18 protein-coding genes are annotated in these 18,181 nt (G+C 72.5%); 6 read left to right on the top strand and 12 right to left on the bottom strand.

Going from position 1 to position 18,181, the window contains the following annotated elements; genetic code table 11:
- Positions 1-10 precede the first annotated feature (10 nt).
- The gene (locus B100_RS0106130; protein ID WP_024883561.1) at positions 11-2,125 is read left to right on the top strand and encodes a SpoIIE family protein phosphatase; all 2,115 of its coding nucleotides are present in this window, start codon (positions 11-13) and stop codon (positions 2,123-2,125) included.
- A gap of 31 nt (positions 2,126-2,156) precedes the next feature.
- Entirely contained in the window at positions 2,157-3,020 is an 864-nt protein-coding gene (locus B100_RS0106125) for a DNA-formamidopyrimidine glycosylase family protein (RefSeq protein WP_024883560.1), read from the top strand.
- A gap of 16 nt (positions 3,021-3,036) precedes the next feature.
- On the opposite strand, the gene B100_RS0106120 is transcribed toward B100_RS0106125, so the two are convergent.
- From B100_RS0106120 to B100_RS0106110, 3 genes are all read right to left on the bottom strand, one after another.
- Positions 3,037-3,693: a zf-HC2 domain-containing protein gene (locus tag B100_RS0106120; RefSeq protein ID WP_024883559.1), complete on the bottom strand. Its 657-nt coding sequence runs from the start codon at positions 3,691-3,693 to the stop codon at positions 3,037-3,039.
- Between the two features lie 173 nt (positions 3,694-3,866).
- On the bottom strand, positions 3,867-4,385 hold the full coding sequence (locus B100_RS0106115) for a hypothetical protein (RefSeq protein ID WP_024883558.1): 519 nt from the start codon (positions 4,383-4,385) through the stop codon (positions 3,867-3,869).
- 134 nt (positions 4,386-4,519) lie between these two features.
- On the bottom strand, positions 4,520-5,065 hold the full coding sequence (locus B100_RS0106110) for a sigma-70 family RNA polymerase sigma factor (RefSeq protein WP_024883557.1): 546 nt from the start codon (positions 5,063-5,065) through the stop codon (positions 4,520-4,522).
- A 211-nt stretch (positions 5,066-5,276) separates the two neighbouring features.
- On the opposite strand from B100_RS0106110, the gene B100_RS0106105 reads away from it, so the two are divergent.
- Complete coding sequence (locus B100_RS0106105; RefSeq protein ID WP_024883556.1) at positions 5,277-6,452, top strand: CapA family protein; 1,176 nt, start codon at positions 5,277-5,279, stop codon at positions 6,450-6,452.
- A gap of 206 nt (positions 6,453-6,658) precedes the next feature.
- Here B100_RS0106105 and B100_RS0106100 read toward each other — a convergent pair whose 3' ends face one another.
- The 5 genes from B100_RS0106100 to B100_RS0106075 all read right to left on the bottom strand — a co-directional run bounded on the left by B100_RS0106100 (position 6,659) and on the right by B100_RS0106075 (position 11,499).
- Positions 6,659-7,687, bottom strand: coding sequence for a DUF3533 domain-containing protein (locus B100_RS0106100; RefSeq protein WP_486585592.1), 1,029 nt, complete (start codon positions 7,685-7,687; stop codon positions 6,659-6,661).
- Positions 7,688-7,886: 199 nt separating this feature from the next.
- A complete protein-coding gene (locus B100_RS0106090) occupies positions 7,887-9,092 on the bottom strand; it encodes an Nramp family divalent metal transporter (RefSeq protein WP_024883554.1) in 1,206 nt (401 codons plus the stop codon).
- The gene (locus B100_RS0106085) at positions 9,089-9,769 is read right to left on the bottom strand and encodes a DUF1275 family protein (RefSeq protein ID WP_024883553.1); all 681 of its coding nucleotides are present in this window, start codon (positions 9,767-9,769) and stop codon (positions 9,089-9,091) included. The genes B100_RS0106090 and B100_RS0106085 overlap by 4 nt, the downstream gene beginning before the upstream one ends.
- Positions 9,770-9,772: 3 nt before the next feature.
- Positions 9,773-10,819 (bottom strand): cupin domain-containing protein, encoded by a 1,047-nt coding sequence (locus B100_RS0106080; protein ID WP_024883552.1) that lies wholly within the window; start codon positions 10,817-10,819, stop codon positions 9,773-9,775.
- 206 nt (positions 10,820-11,025) lie between these two features.
- Positions 11,026-11,499 carry a MarR family transcriptional regulator gene (locus tag B100_RS0106075; RefSeq protein WP_024883551.1) on the bottom strand — a complete coding sequence of 158 codons (474 nt, stop codon included), beginning with the start codon at positions 11,497-11,499 and terminating at the stop codon, positions 11,026-11,028.
- 57 nt (positions 11,500-11,556) lie between these two features.
- On the opposite strand from B100_RS0106075, the gene B100_RS0106070 reads away from it, so the two are divergent.
- Positions 11,557-12,372, top strand: a complete 816-nt coding sequence (locus B100_RS0106070; RefSeq protein ID WP_024883550.1) for an alpha/beta fold hydrolase — start codon at positions 11,557-11,559, stop codon at positions 12,370-12,372.
- On the opposite strand, the gene B100_RS0106065 is transcribed toward B100_RS0106070, so the two are convergent.
- On the bottom strand, positions 12,369-13,805 hold the full coding sequence (locus B100_RS0106065) for an amino acid permease (RefSeq protein WP_024883549.1): 1,437 nt from the start codon (positions 13,803-13,805) through the stop codon (positions 12,369-12,371). The two genes, B100_RS0106070 and B100_RS0106065, sit on opposite strands and share 4 nt — an antisense overlap.
- Before the next feature lie 107 nt (positions 13,806-13,912).
- Complete coding sequence (locus B100_RS0106060) at positions 13,913-14,374, bottom strand: universal stress protein (protein ID WP_024883548.1); 462 nt, start codon at positions 14,372-14,374, stop codon at positions 13,913-13,915.
- Between the two features lie 147 nt (positions 14,375-14,521).
- Between B100_RS0106060 and B100_RS0106055 the strand changes: the two genes are divergently transcribed.
- The gene (locus B100_RS0106055) at positions 14,522-15,358 is read left to right on the top strand and encodes a polysaccharide deacetylase family protein (RefSeq protein WP_024883547.1); all 837 of its coding nucleotides are present in this window, start codon (positions 14,522-14,524) and stop codon (positions 15,356-15,358) included.
- A 30-nt stretch (positions 15,359-15,388) separates the two neighbouring features.
- On the opposite strand, the gene B100_RS0106050 is transcribed toward B100_RS0106055, so the two are convergent.
- Positions 15,389-16,054, bottom strand: coding sequence for a class F sortase (locus tag B100_RS0106050; RefSeq protein ID WP_024883546.1), 666 nt, complete (start codon positions 16,052-16,054; stop codon positions 15,389-15,391).
- A 335-nt stretch (positions 16,055-16,389) separates the two neighbouring features.
- Between B100_RS0106050 and B100_RS0106045 the strand changes: the two genes are divergently transcribed.
- Entirely contained in the window at positions 16,390-16,887 is a 498-nt protein-coding gene (locus B100_RS0106045; protein ID WP_024883545.1) for a hypothetical protein, read from the top strand.
- 111 nt (positions 16,888-16,998) lie between these two features.
- On the opposite strand, the gene B100_RS0106040 is transcribed toward B100_RS0106045, so the two are convergent.
- A complete protein-coding gene (locus tag B100_RS0106040; protein WP_024883544.1) occupies positions 16,999-17,982 on the bottom strand; it encodes a helix-turn-helix domain-containing protein in 984 nt (327 codons plus the stop codon).
- Positions 17,983-18,181 lie beyond the last annotated feature (199 nt).

Here is an 18,181-nt window from a genome sequence, read left to right as displayed (position 1 = left end):
AAGTGGCCCCATGGCTGATCGGGGAGCGAGCCCCCTGTCACTCCCGGACGACTGGCCGGAACACCCGGATCCGATCCTGGCGCTCAACCGCATGGGCAGTTTCGACTGGGAACTGGACGCCGGGGTGATGCAGATGGACGCCCAGGCGCACGAGATCTTCGACGTGCGCCCCGACGAGTACGACGACCGCCCGGAGACCCTGGGCATGCGGGTCCCGCCCGGCGAGGCGCGGCGCCTGGACTCCGTCGTGTCCCAGGCCCTCAAGTCCGGTCAGGAGAACTACGGCGCCTACTTCCGCATCCGCCGCCGGGACGGCTCCCTGCGCTGGACCCACACCCAGGGCTACATCCGTCGGGACGCGTCCGGGCGGCCCCACCGCATCATCGGCATCGTCCGCGACGCCACCCAGGAGCTGCGCGACAGCGAGGGCCGGCGTGAGCAGGCCCTCCAGGAGAGCCTGCGCCGCCAGCAGACCAACGTGGTCCAGCTGACCACCGCCGCCCTCGCCCACGCGCGGACCGTGCAGGACGTCATCGACGTCCTCAAGGACACCCACGGCCTCACCCATCTGGGCGCCACCAGTCTGGTGATGGGACTGGTCGAGGCCGGCCGGATCCGGCTCATCGCGGAGGGGCCCGCGGGCAGCTTCGTCCCCGGCACCGAGCTCACCCGGATCGACGAGCGGTACCCGATGAGCGAGGCGGTGCGCACCCTCAGCCCCCGCTTCATCGAGTCGCCGGAGGAGTTCGCCGAGCGCTACCCGGAGCTGTGGCAGGGCATCACCGGGCTGAAGATCACCTCGGCCGCCTATCTGCCGCTCATCGTGCAGGCCCGCCCCATCGGCGCGATGGGCCTGCTCTACAGCGACCGGCGCGGCTTCTCCGCCGAGGAGCGCAACATCCTGGTCGCCCTCGGCAGCAGCATCTCCCAGAGCCTGCAGCGCGCGATGTTCTACGAGCAGGAGATGGACCTCGCCCAGGGGCTGCAGCAGGCCATGCTGCCCCGCACCATCCCCAGTGTGCACGGCGCCGACCTCGCGGTGCGCTACCGCGCCGCCTCCTTCGGCGGCAGCTTCGGCCGGGACATCGGCGGCGACTGGTACGACCTGATCCCGCTGCCCGGCGGCAGCCCCACCGGCGGCGGCCGGGTCGGCGCCGTCATCGGGGACGTCCAGGGCCACGACACGCACGCCGCCGCCGTCATGGGACAGCTGCGCATCGTGCTGCGCGCCTACGCCGCCGAGGGGCACCCGCCGGCCACCGTGATGGCCCGCGCCTCGGTCTTCCTGCACGAACTCGACACCGACCGCTCGGCGACCTGCCTGTACGCCGAGGTCGACCTGTCCACCGGGGTGCTCCAGGTGGTGCGGGCCGGCCACATCGACCCCATGGTGCGGCGCGCCGACGGCACCTGCCGGCGGGTGTCCGTCCCCGGCGGGCTGCCGCTCGGTCTGTCCGCCGAGTTCGGGGGTCTCCACTACCCGGTCGGGACGATAGAGCTGGAGCCGGGCGACACCCTGGTGCTGTGCACCGACGGGCTGGTGGAACAGCCCGGCGCCGACCTCGACGACGGCGTGGAGACCCTCGCCGCGCTGATCGCCGTCGGCCCCGACGACGTGCGCGACCTCGCCGACCGGCTGATCGACGTCGCCGAGGAGCGCCGCGGCGACGACGACGTGGCGCTGCTCCTGCTGCGCCGCCGCCAGCCGGAGGGCCCGCGCTCCGGCGGGCGGCTCAAACAGCTGGTGCCGCCCGGCGACCCGCAGGCGCTGTCCGACACCCGCAGCATGATCCGCACCGCGGCCGGCGCCTGGGGGGCCCGGGACCGGGCGGACGAGATCGAGCTGGTCGCCGACGAGATGATCACCAACGTGCTGATGCACACGGAGGGGTCCGCGGCGGTGATCCTCAGCGTGCTCGACGGCACCGAGCGGCGGCTGCGGGTCGAGGTCGAGGACTCCTCCAGCGCCCTGCCGCGCCGCCGGGAGGCGGGGGAGTCGGGCGTCTCGGGACGGGGACTGCTGCTGGTCGAGACGCTGACCGACCTGTGGGGCGTGGAGGCGCGCGGCGGCGGCAAGTGCGTGTGGAGCGAGTTCGTGATGCCGAAGGACCCCGGCACGGACTGAGGACGCGGGCCGGCGGTGGCACTCTTGACGCATGCCGGAACTCCCCGAGGTCGAGGCGCTCAAGGACTTCCTCACCGAGCACCTGACCGGCCACGAGATCGTCCGGGCGCTGCCCGTGGCGATCAGCGTCCTGAAGACCTACGACCCGCCGCTCACCGCCCTCGAGGGCCGCGAGGTCACCGCCGTGCGGCGGTACGGCAAGTTCCTCGCCATGGCGACGGACGGCGGCCCTCACCTCGTCACCCATCTGGCGCGCGCGGGCTGGCTGCACTGGCGGGATCCGCTGCCCAGCGGCCCGCCCCGCCCCGGCAAGGGCCCGCTGGCGCTGCGGGTCGCGCTGGAGACCGGCGCCGGCTTCGACCTGACGGAGGCCGGCACCCAGAAGCGGCTCGCCGCGTACGTCGTGGCGGATCCCGCCGAGGTCCCGGGCGTCGCGCGGCTCGGGCCGGACCCGCTGGCCGACGACTTCGACGAACGGCGCCTGGCGGACCTGCTGTCCGGGGAGCGCCGCCGGCTCAAGGGCGCCCTGCGGGACCAGAGCCTGATCGCGGGCGTCGGCAACGCCTACAGCGACGAGGTCCTGCACGCGGCCCGCATGTCGCCGTTCAAGCTGGCCTCCTCGCTCACCCCGGAGGAGACCACCCGGCTGTACGAGGCCCTGCGCTCCACCCTCACCGACGCGGTCGAACGCTCGCGCGGGCTGGCGGCGGGCCGGCTGAAGGCGGAGAAGAAGACCGGCCTGCGGGTGCACGGCCGTACCGGTGAGCCCTGTCCGGTGTGCGGGGACACGATCCGCGAGGTGTCGTTCAGCGACTCCTCGCTGCAGTACTGCCCCACCTGCCAGACGGGGGGCAAGCCGCTGGCCGACCGGCGGCTGTCCCGGCTGCTGAAGTGAGCCGGCGCCACCGGGGTCACTCGGGGCGCAGCGTCACCAGGGTCTCGCCTTCCGTGGTGCGCACCTCGTAGCGGACGGTGTCGTCGGAGTGCAGGGTGGAGCCGCCCGGGATCGTGTTCGGGCGGGCGTCGTGGCGGGGCACGGCCCAGCTGGTCATGACGTCCTCGGAGCCGTCGCGGGCGACGCCCACGAGGACGCATTCGCGCGGTCCCGCCGCGTCCTTGACCCGCAGCTCCACGGCGCTGCCCCAGTCGCGGTCCTCGACGGTCACCTCGGCCCACACCCCGGAGAGCTCGTCGGTCGCCTCCACGGTCAGCGGGCGGGGACCGTCGTCACCCCGCGCCAGCACGAGGGCGGTGGGGGCGGACACCGCGATCACCACCGAGGCGGCCAGCGCCAGCAGCAGCCGGCGGCGCCCGGCGCGGCGCCGTCCGGCCACCTGCGCGAGCAGCCGGTCCAGCATCCGCGGCGAGGGCTGGGCCATCGGGTGGACCGGGCGCGGGGTGGCGCTGCGGTAGAGCATCAACTGACGTGTCGCGGGGCCGAATTCGGTCACCTGGACAGCGCAGCTGGGGCACTCCATGAGGTGGTCCTCGAAGCGGAAGGCCTCCGCCTCGTCCAGCACGCCGAGCGCGTAGGCGCCGACGTCGCGATGCCTCTCCAGGGACCTCATGCCGAATCCTCGTGCCGTTGGGTGCGGGTGGGGTTACTCCTTGCTCCCACCGGTACGCACCAGGCAGCCGAATCACTCAAGCCACGCACCGAATCGTGACCTAACGGTTCGGAGCCCTCGGGGCCGCGGATTGGTGGCACTTTCCGGGGCGGCCCGAAGGGTGGACGCGGGCCCTAGAAGAGGTGGATGGCGAGGTGTCCCAGGGGCAGTCCGAGCTGCCAGGCGGGCGTCCACACCTTCGGTCCCTCGTCCTCGCCGGCCGCCCCGCCGCCGGGCACCGCGTTGAGGTCGGGCGCCAGCAGCTCCGTCTCCCGCAGCCAGCGCCAGGCCTCCGCCGCCAGCTCCAGGTTCGGCTCCGGTGCGCCCGTGCCGGACGCGGCGGCGTCCGCGGCCAGGTCGTCCAGACGGCGGTGCACCCACTCCTGCCAGGGCTGGTCGTAGGCGGTCAGCGACAGCCAGGTCTCCAGCTGGGTGATGACCCGGATGCCGGACAGCTCGCCGTCGGTGTCGGACAGGAAGACGGTCAGCGCCAGCGCGTCCCGCCCGGCCCGGAACTCCACGGACGTCGGCGGCATCAGATCGCCGGTGCGCAGCAGTTCGTCGGCGATGTACTCGGCGTAGAACCAGGCCATGGGGACGGCCGGCCCGCCGTCCCCGGTGCCGTCCGTGCTCTCTCGACCTCTGTGCAGCATCCCTTCCTGCCTCCTCCGGTGCGTGCGCGTCGCCCGAACCCGGGCCCCCGGTCCGTAACACGGATGAGGACAGCCGATCCCCAACCGGGTTCGTCGGCAAGGCGCTTTACGGAGGTTTGACCCGACGGTCGGTTTCACCGCATGTCGGAGGCGTATCCGGGAAGCACCCGGCGCAGGGCGCGCAGCGCGTAGTACGCGCGGGACTTCACCGTACCGGGCGGGATCCCGAGGGCCGCCGCGGCTTCCGCCACACTCGCCCCCTGGAAGTACACGAGCACCAGGACTTCACGGTGCTCGGGAGTGAGCGTCTTCACAGCTTCCCGGACGTCGAGCGTCGCGGCGGCCCGTTCCGCGTGGTCGGAGATCACCCGGGCGTTCTCCAGCACGGCGTCGCCGACCTCGGCCGGGCGGGCCTGCCGGGCCCGCCGGGCGTCGATGGCGAGCCGCCGCGCCACGGTCAGCAGCCAGGGGCGTACGGAGTCGAAGTGCTCGGCGCGCAGGGCCTCCGGGTGCTGCCAGGCCCGTACCAGGGTCTCCTGGACCAGGTCCTCCGCGCGCTGCCGGTCCCCGTCGCAGAGCCGGAGCAGCAGCGCGAAGAGGGGCCGGCCGTGCTCCCGCTGGAGTGCGGCGAGCTCGTGCTCGGCGGTGGTCCCGTTCGTGAGTGTCATTCCGGCCGTCATGGCCGTATGGCAACGCACCCCGCCGCCGGGGGACAGGGCGCGCACAGGAGTGTGCGGCGGACGGTCGATCGCGTCGACGAACGGTTCGACGAACGGTCGAGACGGCCGTATCCGCACGCCGGACGGCCTAAAGAGCGTGTCGGAGCACCGCTCGACGAGATGAGGCTTCTTACCTGTTTATCCATAAATACGACCACAGCGGGGTGACGTGATGATCGCACGCAGCAGACAGCTGGCCCTCGTCCTGACCGCCGTCCTCGCCGCGGGCGCCGCCTGTCAGGCCGGCGACCACCGGCCGCCGCAGCAGGGGCGCCCCGCGCCCTCCGCTACGGCCCACCGCGGCTTCACCCTGGTCGCCTCCGGCGACGTGCTGCCCCACACCTCCGTCATCGAACGCGCCCAGTTCGACGCGGGCGGCACCGGTCACGACTTCCGCCCGATGCTCTCCGGCATCCGCCCCGTGGTCGCCCCGGCGGACCTGGCCCTGTGTCACATGGAGACCGTCTACGGTGCCGACGGCGACTACAGCGGCTACCCCCTCTTCAAGTCGCCGCCCGAGGTGGCCGCCGGCCTCGCCGCCACCGGCTACGACGGCTGTTCCACCGCCTCCAACCACACCCTGGACGACGGCGCGGACGGCATCCGGCGCACCCTCGACGCCCTCGACGAGGCGGGACTGCGCCACGCCGGCTCCGCCCGCACCGAACAGGAGGCCGCCACACCCACGATGCTGCGCGCCGGCGGGGCACGCGTGGCGCACCTCGCCTACACCTTCGACACCAACGGGCTCCCGCTGCCGCAGGACCGGCCCTGGGCCGTCAACCTGATCGACGAGCGGCGGATCGTCGCCGACGCCCGTGCCGCCCGCGAGGCCGGGGCGGACGTCGTGGTCGTCTCCCTGCACTGGGGCACCGAGTGGCAGGACGAGCCCGACGACCTCCAGCTCACCCTCGCCCGCTCCCTCACCGCCTCCGCCACCCGGGGCCGCCCGGACATCGACCTGATCCTCGGCACCCACGCCCACGTCCCGCAGGCGTACGAGAAGGTCAACGGCACCTGGGTGGTCTACGGCATGGGCGACCAGATCGCCGGCGAGATGACCGGCCCCGAGGGGGTGACCGACCCGCGCGGCAACCAGTCCACCCTGGGCCGCTTCACCTTCGCCCCGCCGGCCCGCCCCGGCGGACGCTGGGAGGTGACCCGCGCCGAGTTCGTCCCCCAGCTGTACGACGTCGACGCCGGCCGGGTGATCGACCTCAACGAGGCGCTGGCCGACGGCGCCGAACTGCACGCCGTCCGCGACCGCATCCGTGACGTGGTGCTCGGCCGGGGCGCCGCGAAGGACGGGCTCGTGATGGCGGGCGGGACACGGAAGGGGGACGACTGAGGCGCCGGGGCCGGGTGCGCCGGGGACGGGAGTGCGGTCGTCCGGGCGCCAGGACCGCGAGGGATGCGATGGGCGCCCCGTTCGTGTATGCGGTTCCGGCGCCGGTCCGCGTCTCACGTCACCGGCGGGTGGACCCGAGGCCCCCTCCGCACAGGCCGACGGGGCCGCGGGCCCGCGCCGCGCGCGGAGCGGACCCGTGCCGCCCGTCAGGCCGGGGCTCCGGTCCCCCCGGCCGCCGCGGGCGCCGGGGGACCGTCCGCCGCCTTGCGCCGTCGGCGGAGCATGACGACGAGGGCGCTGACCAGGACGCCGCCCACCGCCCAGGCGGAGAGCACCCACCAGGCCGTGGCGGTGTGATGACCTCCGAAATAGGTGTAGTTGCGGATCAGCGTGACCGAGGCGCCGTTCGGCAGCGCCGGTCCGATGTCCCGCCAGAACGGTGGCAGGAGTGCCGCCGGATACACACCGCCCGCACTGGGATTGCCGAACACGACGAAGATCAGCACGGACAGCGCGATGCCGATGGGCCCGAGCAGGACCTGGAAGGCCATACCGGCGGCCGCCGCGGCGAACGTGGTGAGGGCGCCGATCCACCAGATCGCGACGAAGTGGCCCGGCAGCGCGTCGAAGATCAGGTCGACGATGATCGCGCCGCCGAGTCCCGACAGCACCGACAGCACGGCCAGCGCGCCGAGCCGGATCACCATGCGGTGCGGATCGGGTGGCCGGGCCCCGTACGAGGCGGAGGCCGCCGCGGAGGCCAGATAGCCGCCCACGACCAGGCCGACCGCCAGGTAGAAGCTGGCCAGTCCACGCCCGTCCGCCTCGTTCGGTGGTCGCAGATCGGTGATCTGGACCGGCCGCGAGGGGTCGGCCTTCTGGAAGACCAGTTCCAGGGCCTGGATGCCCGACGGGCCGCCGGCCGAGGCCACCAGCAGCCGGTCGCCCCGCTCCTGCGGTGCGACCAGCAGAGCGGCGTCCACCTCACGCTCCAGCACCATGGTGCGCGCCTGCGCCGCGTTGTCGGCGGGCCGTCCCTCCAGCGGCTTCCCGGGGATGGAGTTCAGTTTCTCGATCACCGCCCCCTGCTCCGCGGCGGAAGCCACGACGGCCACCGGGATCTTGTCGGGAGTGGGGGAGTGGAAGGCTCCGATGTAGGAGACGACGAAGGCCAGTTCGATGATGAGGACGCCCAGCATGAGGAGGCCGGTGCGTGGTGTGATCGCATCCCGCATCTCGCGGCGGAACCGCGCGGCGGGTGACGAGGCGGGAGGGCTCCCGGGTGGCGGTCCACCCGGTGTGGGGGGCTCGACCATGTCAACTCCTTGGTCGGTGATGTCCGTCCGCGCCGGATCCGTCGGGGGCGGGCCGGTGTCCGGGGGCCGGGTCCACGGCGGGCGCTCCTGTGCGCGGTCGCCGGCGACGGACGCTCGGTCAGGGGAAGAACTGCTCCATCAGCAGGGCCACGTCGAGCACGGTGACGGCCGCGACGACCACGCCGATGCCGATCTTCACGGCGAGCCGGTTGGCCTGGTCGCCCATCACACGGCGGGAGGAGGTCAGCAGTCCGAGCGGGACGAGGACGAACGGCAGGCCGATCGCGAGGATCACCTGACTGGCGATGAGCGCGCCGACCGGTGAGATGCCGGCCGTCAGCAGGGCCACCGCGGGCAGCACGGTGATCGTCCGGCGCAGCGACCGCGGGATCCGGCGGCGCATCAGTCCGCTCATCACCACCTCGCCCGACTGGGTGCCGACGGCGGTGGAGGTCAGCCCGCTGGTGAGCAGCGCCACCAGGAACGCGGTCTGTGCGGCGCCCCCGACCCGGTCCGACAGCCCGTGGGCGATGCCCGCGAAGTCGTCGGCACTCAGGCCGAAGAGGGCACCCGCGCCGACCACCAGCATGGAGGCGTTCACGGCCCCGGCGAACAGCATCGCCGTGAACACGTCGACGCGGTGCGCCTTGAGCCGCCGGTGGGTCCGGGCCAGGGCGCTGTGGATGTGCACGGCGTGCGGCATGATCGTGGCGCCGACGATGCCGGCCGCGAGGTAGAGGGCTCCGTCGCCCGGCAGGCCGGGGACCATGCCGCTGCCCAGCTCGTGCAGGGCGGGCGGCCGGTAGGCCAGGCAGAACACGAAGGCCGCGCCGATGACGCCGAGGGCGGCGACGGCCACGCCCTGCAGGAACCGCTCGCCGAGCCGGTCGCCCGCGGCGAGCAGCACCCCGCCCACCACGGCGGCGATCACCCCGCCGACCGGCATCGGCACCCCGAACAGCAGGTACAGGGCGAAAGCCGCCCCGATCACCTCGGCGACGTCCGTGGCGATCGAGACGATCTCCGCCTGCACCCAGTAGGCCACCCGCCAGGGCGCGGAACAGTTCCTCCCCACCAGCTGCGGAAGGGTGAGGCCGGTGGTCGCGCCCAGCTTGGCCGCCAGGTACTGCACGGGCCCCGCCACCAGCGTCGCCAGCACCACCACCCACAGCAGGCCGGTGCCGAACTGCGCGCCGGCCGTCACATTGGTGACCAGGTTGCCCGGATCGACGTAGGCGATGGCCGCGACGAAGGCGGGACCCAGCAGCCGGACCGCGGAGCGACGCGACCGGGGCGGCGAGGGCGCGAGGACCGGCGTCGTCACGACGCCGGTCCTCGCGCCCTCGGGAGGGCCAGGACCGCCACCGTGGTGCCGACCGCCGCCACGGCCGGGCCGAGCCGGGCGTCGATCGCCATGGCCCCGGACGCCGTCAGGGCGCCCAGGAACAGCATCACGACCACGCCCACACGGACGACCGCGTGCCGGGTGCTGCCGTCGGCGGCGTCCTGGGCCAGGCTGGTCATGGTGCCGGTGACGAAGGTCGTGGTCACCCCCGAACCGCCCGCGGCCCGCTTGGCGGCCGCGGTCTGGCTGCCCATCGCCGCCGCGGACACCGCGAGCATCACCAGCCGCAGAACCGTGCCGGGGGTGGAACTCACGGACTTCAGGATCAGCACCACGAGGTCCAGCGCGACCACGGCCACGAGTACGGCCCGGATCCTGTTCCACTGCGCCTGCGGCCGTTTCGGTGTCGCCCTGGACGCCGCGTACACGGCGATCAGGAACGCCGCGAGGGCCACGGCCGCCCCCGAGACCAGGGAGCCGTATCCCGGCCGGCTCGTCAGACCCGACAGGACCAGACTGCCCGTCATGTTGGCGGTGAACACGCCTCCGAGTTCCACGAACGCGAACGCGTCACCGGCTCCCGCCGCGTAGGACAGGAGCGCGGCCACGACGCCCAGCCGCACCGATGTCGGCGCCTGCGCGGAAGTCGCCGCCATGGGTCAGGCGGTCTTCGGCGCGGGGGTCGGATTCCTGCGCCCCACGATGAGGGGGTCGGTGGTGGTGAACGGGAAGTCGGGCACGTCCCGCTCGTCCACACCCAGGGTGGACGCCAGCACCTCGCGGGAGAACGCGGTCGCCGTCGTCCGGTAGCCGATGTCACCCGGGGTCGGCTGATCGAAGAAGATCAGGAAGTGGAACGCCTCGTCGCCGAGCACCTCGATGTGGTGCGGATAGGCACGCGGGACGAAGTAGACGTCGCCCGTGTCGAGTTCGTACTCGTCGAGCGTCACGTCGGGGTCGAGGACGCGCATCCGGGCGCGGCCCTGGGCCACGTACCCCATCTCCGCGGTCACGGGGTGCCAGTGGGCGTCCCGCATCCCGTTCTCCTTGATCCGCAGGGAGTACATGGAGAGGTCCTCGAGCGCCGCCCAGAACTGCTTGCGGGCCAGCCGTGCCGACCCGTAGTCGTAGGCGGTCGGCGGGTGCTGTCCCTCGACGTCGAAGAGGTGGGCGTTGGGGAACCGGTCGGTGGGGCTCACCGAGGAGTTCGTCTGACGCGGCAGGATCTGCTGCGCGTCCGGCCGGGCGAACGCGTCGAAGGCCGAGGACGGCAGGTCGTAGGTGTTGCCGAGGACGGAATCGGTCATCGCCGAGAAACTGTCCCGCAGTGAGAAATGCTGGGGCTGTTCGCTGCGCAGGGCGATGATGACCTCTGCCTCGGTTGCCGCGAGGTTTTCGATATGGTAAACCGACCCGGATTCCACGTGGTACATCTGCCCCTCGCCGGCCACGAACGAGGAGAACTGGTTACCGCTGCCCAGCATCGATACGAAAACCTCGCCCCTTACGACATAGGCGAGTTGGTTGGCGTTGACATTCCACTGGGGTTCCCTCAGGGTGTTCGGCGCCAACACCACACGCTTGATCGACAGGCCGTTGAGCAGGGGAAAGGCCTGGTGGTCGACCGCTTGGACGCTGCCCAGATCGCTCTCGAAAAGCGGGGGGATTTTGGCAAGGGAAACCCAGTGCGGAGACGTCGGAGACATCTCGATCACCCTTTCGGAGGAGTTCCCACCATGGTTGCCATACGTCGTTGAAGGGTGCATCTCGAATGGCTGTGGTCCCTCCGCCGGAGGTGAGAGCCTCCTTCCGTGGTGCGGTTGCGGAATCGCGCCCGCCGATGACAATGCGGCAGACCGGTCGAAACGCCGCCTGCAACGCCCAACGCGCCCGCCGGAAAGGGGGCGAGGTGTCAGTCGTCCGCGACGTGGTCCAGTGCCGTGAGCAGTTCGCCCAGGACCCGCAGACAGGCCGTCACGTCGGCGTCCGTCAGCCCGCCACCGGTCTCCCGCAGCAACCGGTGCTCCCTGTCCAGCACTTCGGTGATGGCCGCGGTGCCCCGGTCCGTCGGGCGGATGAGCGACGACCGCCGGTGGGCGGGGTTGGGGACGCTCTCCACGAGCCCCGCCGCCGCCGCGTCGTTCACCATGCGCTGCACGAACTGCCGGCTGATCGCCTGCGCCCTGCCCATCTGCGGCACCGTCATCGGGCCGTTGCGGTGCAGCAGCGTCAGCACGGCGCGCACGCCCAGGGAGAGTTCACCGCCCGTCAGCTCCTGCTCCACGCTGCGCTGGGCGCGCCGGTAGAGGGTGCCGACCAGGTCGTACACCGCGGTGAGGCGGTGGCCGAGCTCGTCCGGGGGGAGGGGGGTGCCGTGATCCGTCATCCGGCCATCATGACATCTGGGTTGTCAAACTGGCGCCAAGATGACACCTTGGTTGTCATGAATGGTGCTTCGGAACTGCGCTTCCTCCCGTCCGCCGACGGTGACCTCGCCTACCGCGACACCGGATCCGGTGATCTCGTCGTCCTGCTCCACTCCGGGTTCGTCGACCACCGCGTCTGGGACGCCCACGTCCCCGTCCTCGCCGAGCGGTACCGCGTGATCGCCCCCGACACACGCGGTCACGGCCGGTCCGCCAACGCCACCGCGCCGTTCCGCTGGGCCGACGACCTGGCCGCGCTGCTGCGCCACCTCGACGCCGGACCCGCGGTCCTCGTCGGCCTCTCCATGGGCGGCGTGATCGCCACCGACACCGTGCTCGAACACCCCGACACCGTCCGCGCGGTGGTCACCTCCGGCGCCGCGACCGGGGACTTCCGGTACACCGACACCTGGCACCGGGCCCTCCAGGAGGAGACCGGACGCGCGCTGGCCGCCGGGGACGTGGCCGGCTGGCTCGACGCCTTCCTCCGGCTGGTGCCCGGCCCGGAACGCACGGCCGACGACATCGACCCGGAGCTGATGCGCCGGCTGCGCGAGATGGCCCTGCACACCATCTCCAAGCACACCCCGGACGAGAAGGATTGGCTCGTCCCGGTGACCGGCTCCCTCGACCGGATCGGCGACATCCGCGTCCCGCTGCTCGCCCTCAACGGCTCCCTGGAGCCGGCCGGCCTGCACGCCGCCGCCGAGCGGCTGGCCACCACCGTCCCCGACGGCCGGACCGCGATTGTCGAGGGCACCGGCCACTACTCCGCCATGGAGCGCCCCGCCGCGTACACCGGAGTCCTGCTCGACTTCCTGGCGTCCCTCTAGCGCCGCTCCGTGGCCTTCGGGTCCGTCCGCGCCAGCTCCGAACGCCGGTAGGAGTAGCCGAAGTACACGAGCAGGCCGATCGCGAACCACACGGCGAACCGCGCCCAGGTCTGCCACTGCAGGAAGGTGATCAGCCAGATCGAGAACATCACCCCCACCGTCGGCACCACCGGCATCCACGGGGTGCGGAAGGCGCGCGGCAGCTCAGGCTGCCGGTAACGCAGCACGATCACCGCGGTGCACACCACCACGAACGCCAGCAGGATGCCGATGTTGGTGAGTTCGGCCGCCTCGCCGATCGGCAGGAACCCGGCGATGGCGGCCGACGCCACCCCGACGATCCAGGTGACCCGGGTCGGGACGTGCCGGGTCGGATGGGTCTTGGCGAACCACCGGGGCAGCAGTCCGTCCCGGGACATCGCGAACCACACCCGGGTGACACCCAGCATGAAGGTGAACATCACGGTGAGGATGCCGATGATGGCGCCCACCGCGATCACGTCCGCGAGCCCGCTGAGCCCCACCGACTTGAACGCCGTGGAGAAGCCGCTCTCGGGGTCGATGTCCTTGAAGTCCTGCATGCCCGTCAGCACCAGGCAGGCCGCCACGTACAGCACCATCGAGATGATCAGCGAGTAGATGATCGCCTTCGGCATGTGCCGCTGCGCGTCCTTCGACTCCTCCGCCGCCGTCGACATCGCGTCGTAGCCGAACACCGCGAAGAACACGGTCGCCGCCCCGGTGAACGCCCCGCCCACACCGAACGGGAAGAACGGGTGGTAGTTCGAGGTCTCGATGTGGAACACCCCCACCCCGATCACCAGCAGCACGACGAGCACCTTCAGCACCACCACGACCGTCTCGAAGCGCGCCGCGTTCTTGATGCCGAGGTTCAGCAGAGCCGCGATGAGCAGGCACAGCAACGCCGCGAACAGATCGACCCGGTGGCCGTCCCCCGTGCCGGGCGCGCCCAGCATCCAGGCCGGCAGATCCGCGCCCATCTCGTTCACCAGGAAGCCGAAGTAGCCGGAGATGCCGATGGCGACCACCGCCACGATCGCCGTGTACTCCAGCAGCAGGTCCCAGCCGATGAACCAGCCCACCAGCTCGCCCAGTACCGCGTAGCCGTAGGTGTAGGCCGAGCCGGCCTTCGGGATCATGCCCGCGAACTCCGCGTACGACAGCGCCGCCGCGGCGCTCGCGACACCCGCGATCAGGAAGGAGATCAGCACCGCGGGCCCCGCCGTGCCGTTGGCCACGGTTCCCGCGAGGGTGAAGATGCCCGCGCCGATGATGCCGCCCACACCGATCGCGGTGAGCTGCCACAGGCCCAGCGTGCGCTCCAGCCCCGGCCCCCGGCCGGCCTCTGTCTCCTCGATGTGCTCGATGGGTTTGCGGCGGAGAACGCCCTCGCCCGCCCGGAGCCCGGCCATGCGCGACACCTCTTCGCGATCGGCGAACGGCTGACGGCGGATCATGATGCCCCTGTCGCACCGCCGGAGGAAGACACCACGCGAGCCGCGGGAGAGCCTTCACGGAACTACGGCACCACCGTCACCGGCCAGCGCCCCGCCTTCACCAGCCGCACCGCCACCGAACCGACGAACCGGTGGCCCGCCTGCTCGGACGCCCCCACCACCACCGCGTCCGCCTTGAGGTCGTCCGCCGCCTTCACCAGGCCGTTGTAGGGGTCGCCGCGGAAGGTGTGGAACTCCCAGCGGATGTCGAAGATCCCCTTGATCCGCTCCATCGCCTCCCGGATCTGCGTCACCAGGTCCTGCGCTATCTCCTCCGTGGTGTCCGCCACCGGCGCGCCCAGCGCCGCCCCGGCCGCCAGCACCGGCTGCACGTACACGATGGCGAGCAGCGCGCCCTGGCGCCGGGCCAGGCCCGAGGCGTACGCCGCCGCGCGCAGCGAGGAGTCCGAGCCGTCCACCCCGGTCACGATCACCTTCGGACCGTCCGTGCCCCGCTCGAACCGATGGGCCTGCTGTTCCGTCACGCCAGCGAGGTTATCGGAGCCCCGCCCGCGGCCCACCACGCGGTCCTCGGCGGATCTCCGCCGTATGCTGCGCCGATCAGGTGAAATCGTGCCGCCGCACCGGTGTCGCGGAGCTGCGCCGGACCTCCGCGGGGCGACTGATGAGTCATGCAGAAGGATCCATTGCTCACCCGGCGCCGGGCGTTGTTCGCCGGTGCCGCCACGCTGGGCGCGGCAGGGCTGGCCGCGGCGCTCGCCCCGGGCGCCGCGAACCGGAGCGCGTCGGCGCCGCCCGCCGCGGGGGCGCCCCCGGCGCGCCGTCCGCTGAGGCCGTCGGAGTACCGCCTCAGGCCCCTGACCGGCTACGGCACGCCGCGCACCGTCCCCGGCCGTACCCCGGTGCGCGAGGAGCCGCTGCTGCGGGTGCCGGAGCACGGCCGCACCATGGTGCTCACCTTCGACGACGGGCCCGACCCCCGCTACACACCCGACATCCTGGACACCCTGGCCCGTTACGAGGTGCGCGCGATGTTCTTCGTGTGCGGGGAGATGGCCGACTACAACCAGGACCTGGTGGCCCGGATGGCCGACGAGGGGCACGTGATCGGCAACCACACCTGGACCCACCCCCTGCTCACCAGCCTGCGCCGCGGCCGCATCCGCTCCGAGATGGAACGCACCAGCGACATCGTGGAGAAGGCCTGCGGCACCCGCCCGGAATGGTTCCGCGCCCCCTACGGCGCCTGGAACCGGGCCGCCTTCCAGCTCGGCGCCGAACTGGGCATGGAACCCCTGGCCTGGACCGTCGACACCCTCGACTGGACCGAGCCCGGCACCCGCACCATCGTCGCGCGGGTCGAGGACGGCGCCGCCCCCGGCGTCGTGGTGCTGTCGCACGACGCCGGGGGCGAGCGCTCGCAGACCGTCCGGGCCCTGCGTTCCTACCTGCCGCACCTGCTGGACTCCGGGTACCACGTCACCGTGCCCCGCCGGGAGTACGTCTGAGCGGTCCCCGCCCGCCCGGACGGGGACCGCTCAGCGGACCTCGGCCAGGCGGGCGAAGGCGACCACGTTGCCGTCGTAGCCGTCCTGCTGGGTGAAGCCGCCGCCGCACGTGATGACCCGCAGCTCCGCGGTGCCCTTGGAGGCGTAGACCCGGTCGCCCGGGAAGTCGTTCTTCGAGAACACCTCGACGCCGTACACCTCGAACACGGCGGTCTTGCCGTCCTTGCGCGCGATCTCGACCCGGTTGCCCTTCTTCATCGCGCCCAGCCCGTAGAACACGGCCGGGCCCTGCGCGTTGTCGACGTGCCCGACGACGACCGACGTGCCCTTCTCGCCCGGCGAGACCGCGCCGGTGAACCAGCCGGCCAGGTTGGGGTCCTCGGGCGGCGGCGCGTCCACCCAGCCCTCCGCGTCCAGCCCCACCGGGACGATCGGCGCGTCCACCTGGATCGCCGGGATCCGCACCCGGTCCGGCACCGCGTACGGCAGCGCCTGGACCGTGCCGGCGAACACGCCGGGCGTCGCGCTGTCCGCGGCGGCGGCGCCGGCCGGCTGCGGCGGGCCCACGTCGAACTCCCCGGAGCCGTTGCGGAGCAGCGCGAGGCCGGTGAGCAGGACCAGCGCTATCACGCCCCACGGGGCGCGCCTCCTCGGGCGTGCCTCCTCTTCGGCTTCGGCCGGCTCGAAAGCAGACATTCGCCTTCCCCTCTCGACACGGCCGTCGCCGTGTCACTCGCGCATGACGTGAACGCTAAGCGGAGGGTGCGCCACCGGCGACGGGACGGCGGCGAACGGGTGGCCTCCGGACGGGCGGGGTGCGCCATCCGGGGTGAACCCCGACGAAGATCTTCTGACGGTCCGTGACCTGCGGCGATGACCCCGGTGCACAGGCCCCCGGGGGCCGCCCCTCACCGGTACGGACCACTCCCGAAATGCGCGGTGGCGCAGGGCAACTGAGGGTCTGTTTGGGAGGCGCTTTCTCGCCGATCGGACCGGGGACGGGACCCGGGGCGTCTCCCGCGGAGGATCACATGCGCAACACACGTGCCCTTGCGGCCGCCGGCGCCGCGGTCGCCGTCCTGGGGGTCGCCGCCCCCGCGGCCGTCGCGGACGGCGGACGGGTGCCCAACCCGTCCAACATCGTCGCCCTGCCCAGCGTCATCGCCCGTGGCGGCCAGCTGACCATCACGGTCGACGGCTGCCCCAACGGCGGTACGGCCACCTCGAACGCGTTCCCGCGGACCAACCTGACGCCGATCAACGGCGCCAACGACACCTCCAAGGGCACCGCCACCATCGACCACGACGCCCGCCCGGGTTCCTACGACATCACCGTCCACTGCTCCGGGCGGAGCCTGACCCGTCCGGCCGCCTTCACCGTCATCGGCGGTGTCCGCGGCGGCATCGGCGGCAGCAGCACCAGCGGGGCGTCGCCGACCGACGTGGCGATCGGCGGGTCGCTGGTGGCCGCCGCGGTTGTCGGCAGCGGAATCTTCTGGATGCGCCGCCGGGCGGAGAAGCGGGTCTGAGCCCGCCGTCCCCCTCGGTCCCCCGTTTCGCACGTGTTCGAAGGCCGCGCCCCGGACCCCCCACGGTGTCCGGGGCGCGGTCGTGCGCACACCGCGCCGGTGGGGCCCCCTTCAGATCCACCCCCGGCGGGTGGCCTCCATGGCCAGCTGGAAGCGCGTCTGCGCGCCGAAGCGCCGCAGCAGCTTGGTGATGTGCCGCTGCACGGTGCGTTCGCTCCACCCGAGCGCCCGGCCAGCCGCCTTGTCGGTGGCCCCCGACGCCAGCAGCGTCAGCAGCTTCTCCTCCTCCGCCGACAGCCGCTCGGGCAGGTCCACGTCCGCGGGCGGCGTCGAGGGCCGTATCTGCACGCTGCGTTCCCACACCGTCTCGAACAGGGCGACCAGCGCGTCCAGCAGCGGCGAGGGGTGGATGACGTACGAGGCGGTCACCGTGTCGTCGCCCGGGCGCAGCAGGGGCAGCATGGCGACCCGGTCGTCGCAGATCGCGAGCTTGCTCGGCAGCCCGGTGGCGATGCGGGCCTGTTCGCCGAGCCGTATCCCGATGGACACGTCCTCCAGCCATCCCGGCAGCTCCAGCACCGAACTGTCGTACAGGACCCGGTACTTGACGCCCCGGGCGAGCAGTTCGAGTTCCACGGGGTTGGGCTCGGAGTGGCCGGCGGACGCCGCGTACGGAGGGCAGTCGAAGCCGCGCACCTGTGTGCGGGAGGCGCGCTGCATCTGCACCCAGGTGCGGTTGACCTCCTCGCGGCCCGAGACCACCTCGACCAGGTCGCCCGGGTGCGCGAAACGGCTGCCGGCCCGGTAGAGGGACATCAACGCCGAGACGTGCGCGCGCACGCCGTTCAACGCCTGCTCCCGTTCCCGCAGTACGGCTTCCAGGGCGCTGTCGGGCGGTACCGCCGCGTAGCTGACGGGCCGTCCCTGACCGGCGGAGGCGAGCCCCAGACCGACCAGTGACCGCAGGACCCGGCCGGCCGCGCCCGGGGTGAGCCCGCAGTCGGCCGCGAGCTCCGCGGCCGTGGCCCGGGTCCTGCGGATCAGGGCGTCGTACACGGCTTCGTCGCGTTCGTCCAGGCCGATCGGTTCCAGCACGGTCCGCCCCCTCGTCTCCTGTCGTCTTCCCGTCGGCTGTCGGGAAGTCGCCGCCGGTTGATCTTGTCAGGCGCCGACGGCGGATGTCAGCGTTCGACGAGCTTCGTGATCGGCCCCCACCTCGGCCCCCACCCATGGCGCAGACACGCGTCGCAGAAGGAGTGCCCCCATGCAGCTCCCGGCTCGTCCGCCTCGCGGA

The organism is Streptomyces sp. CNH189, assembly GCF_000527195.1.
This window is presented reverse-complemented; position numbering and strand designations above follow the sequence as displayed.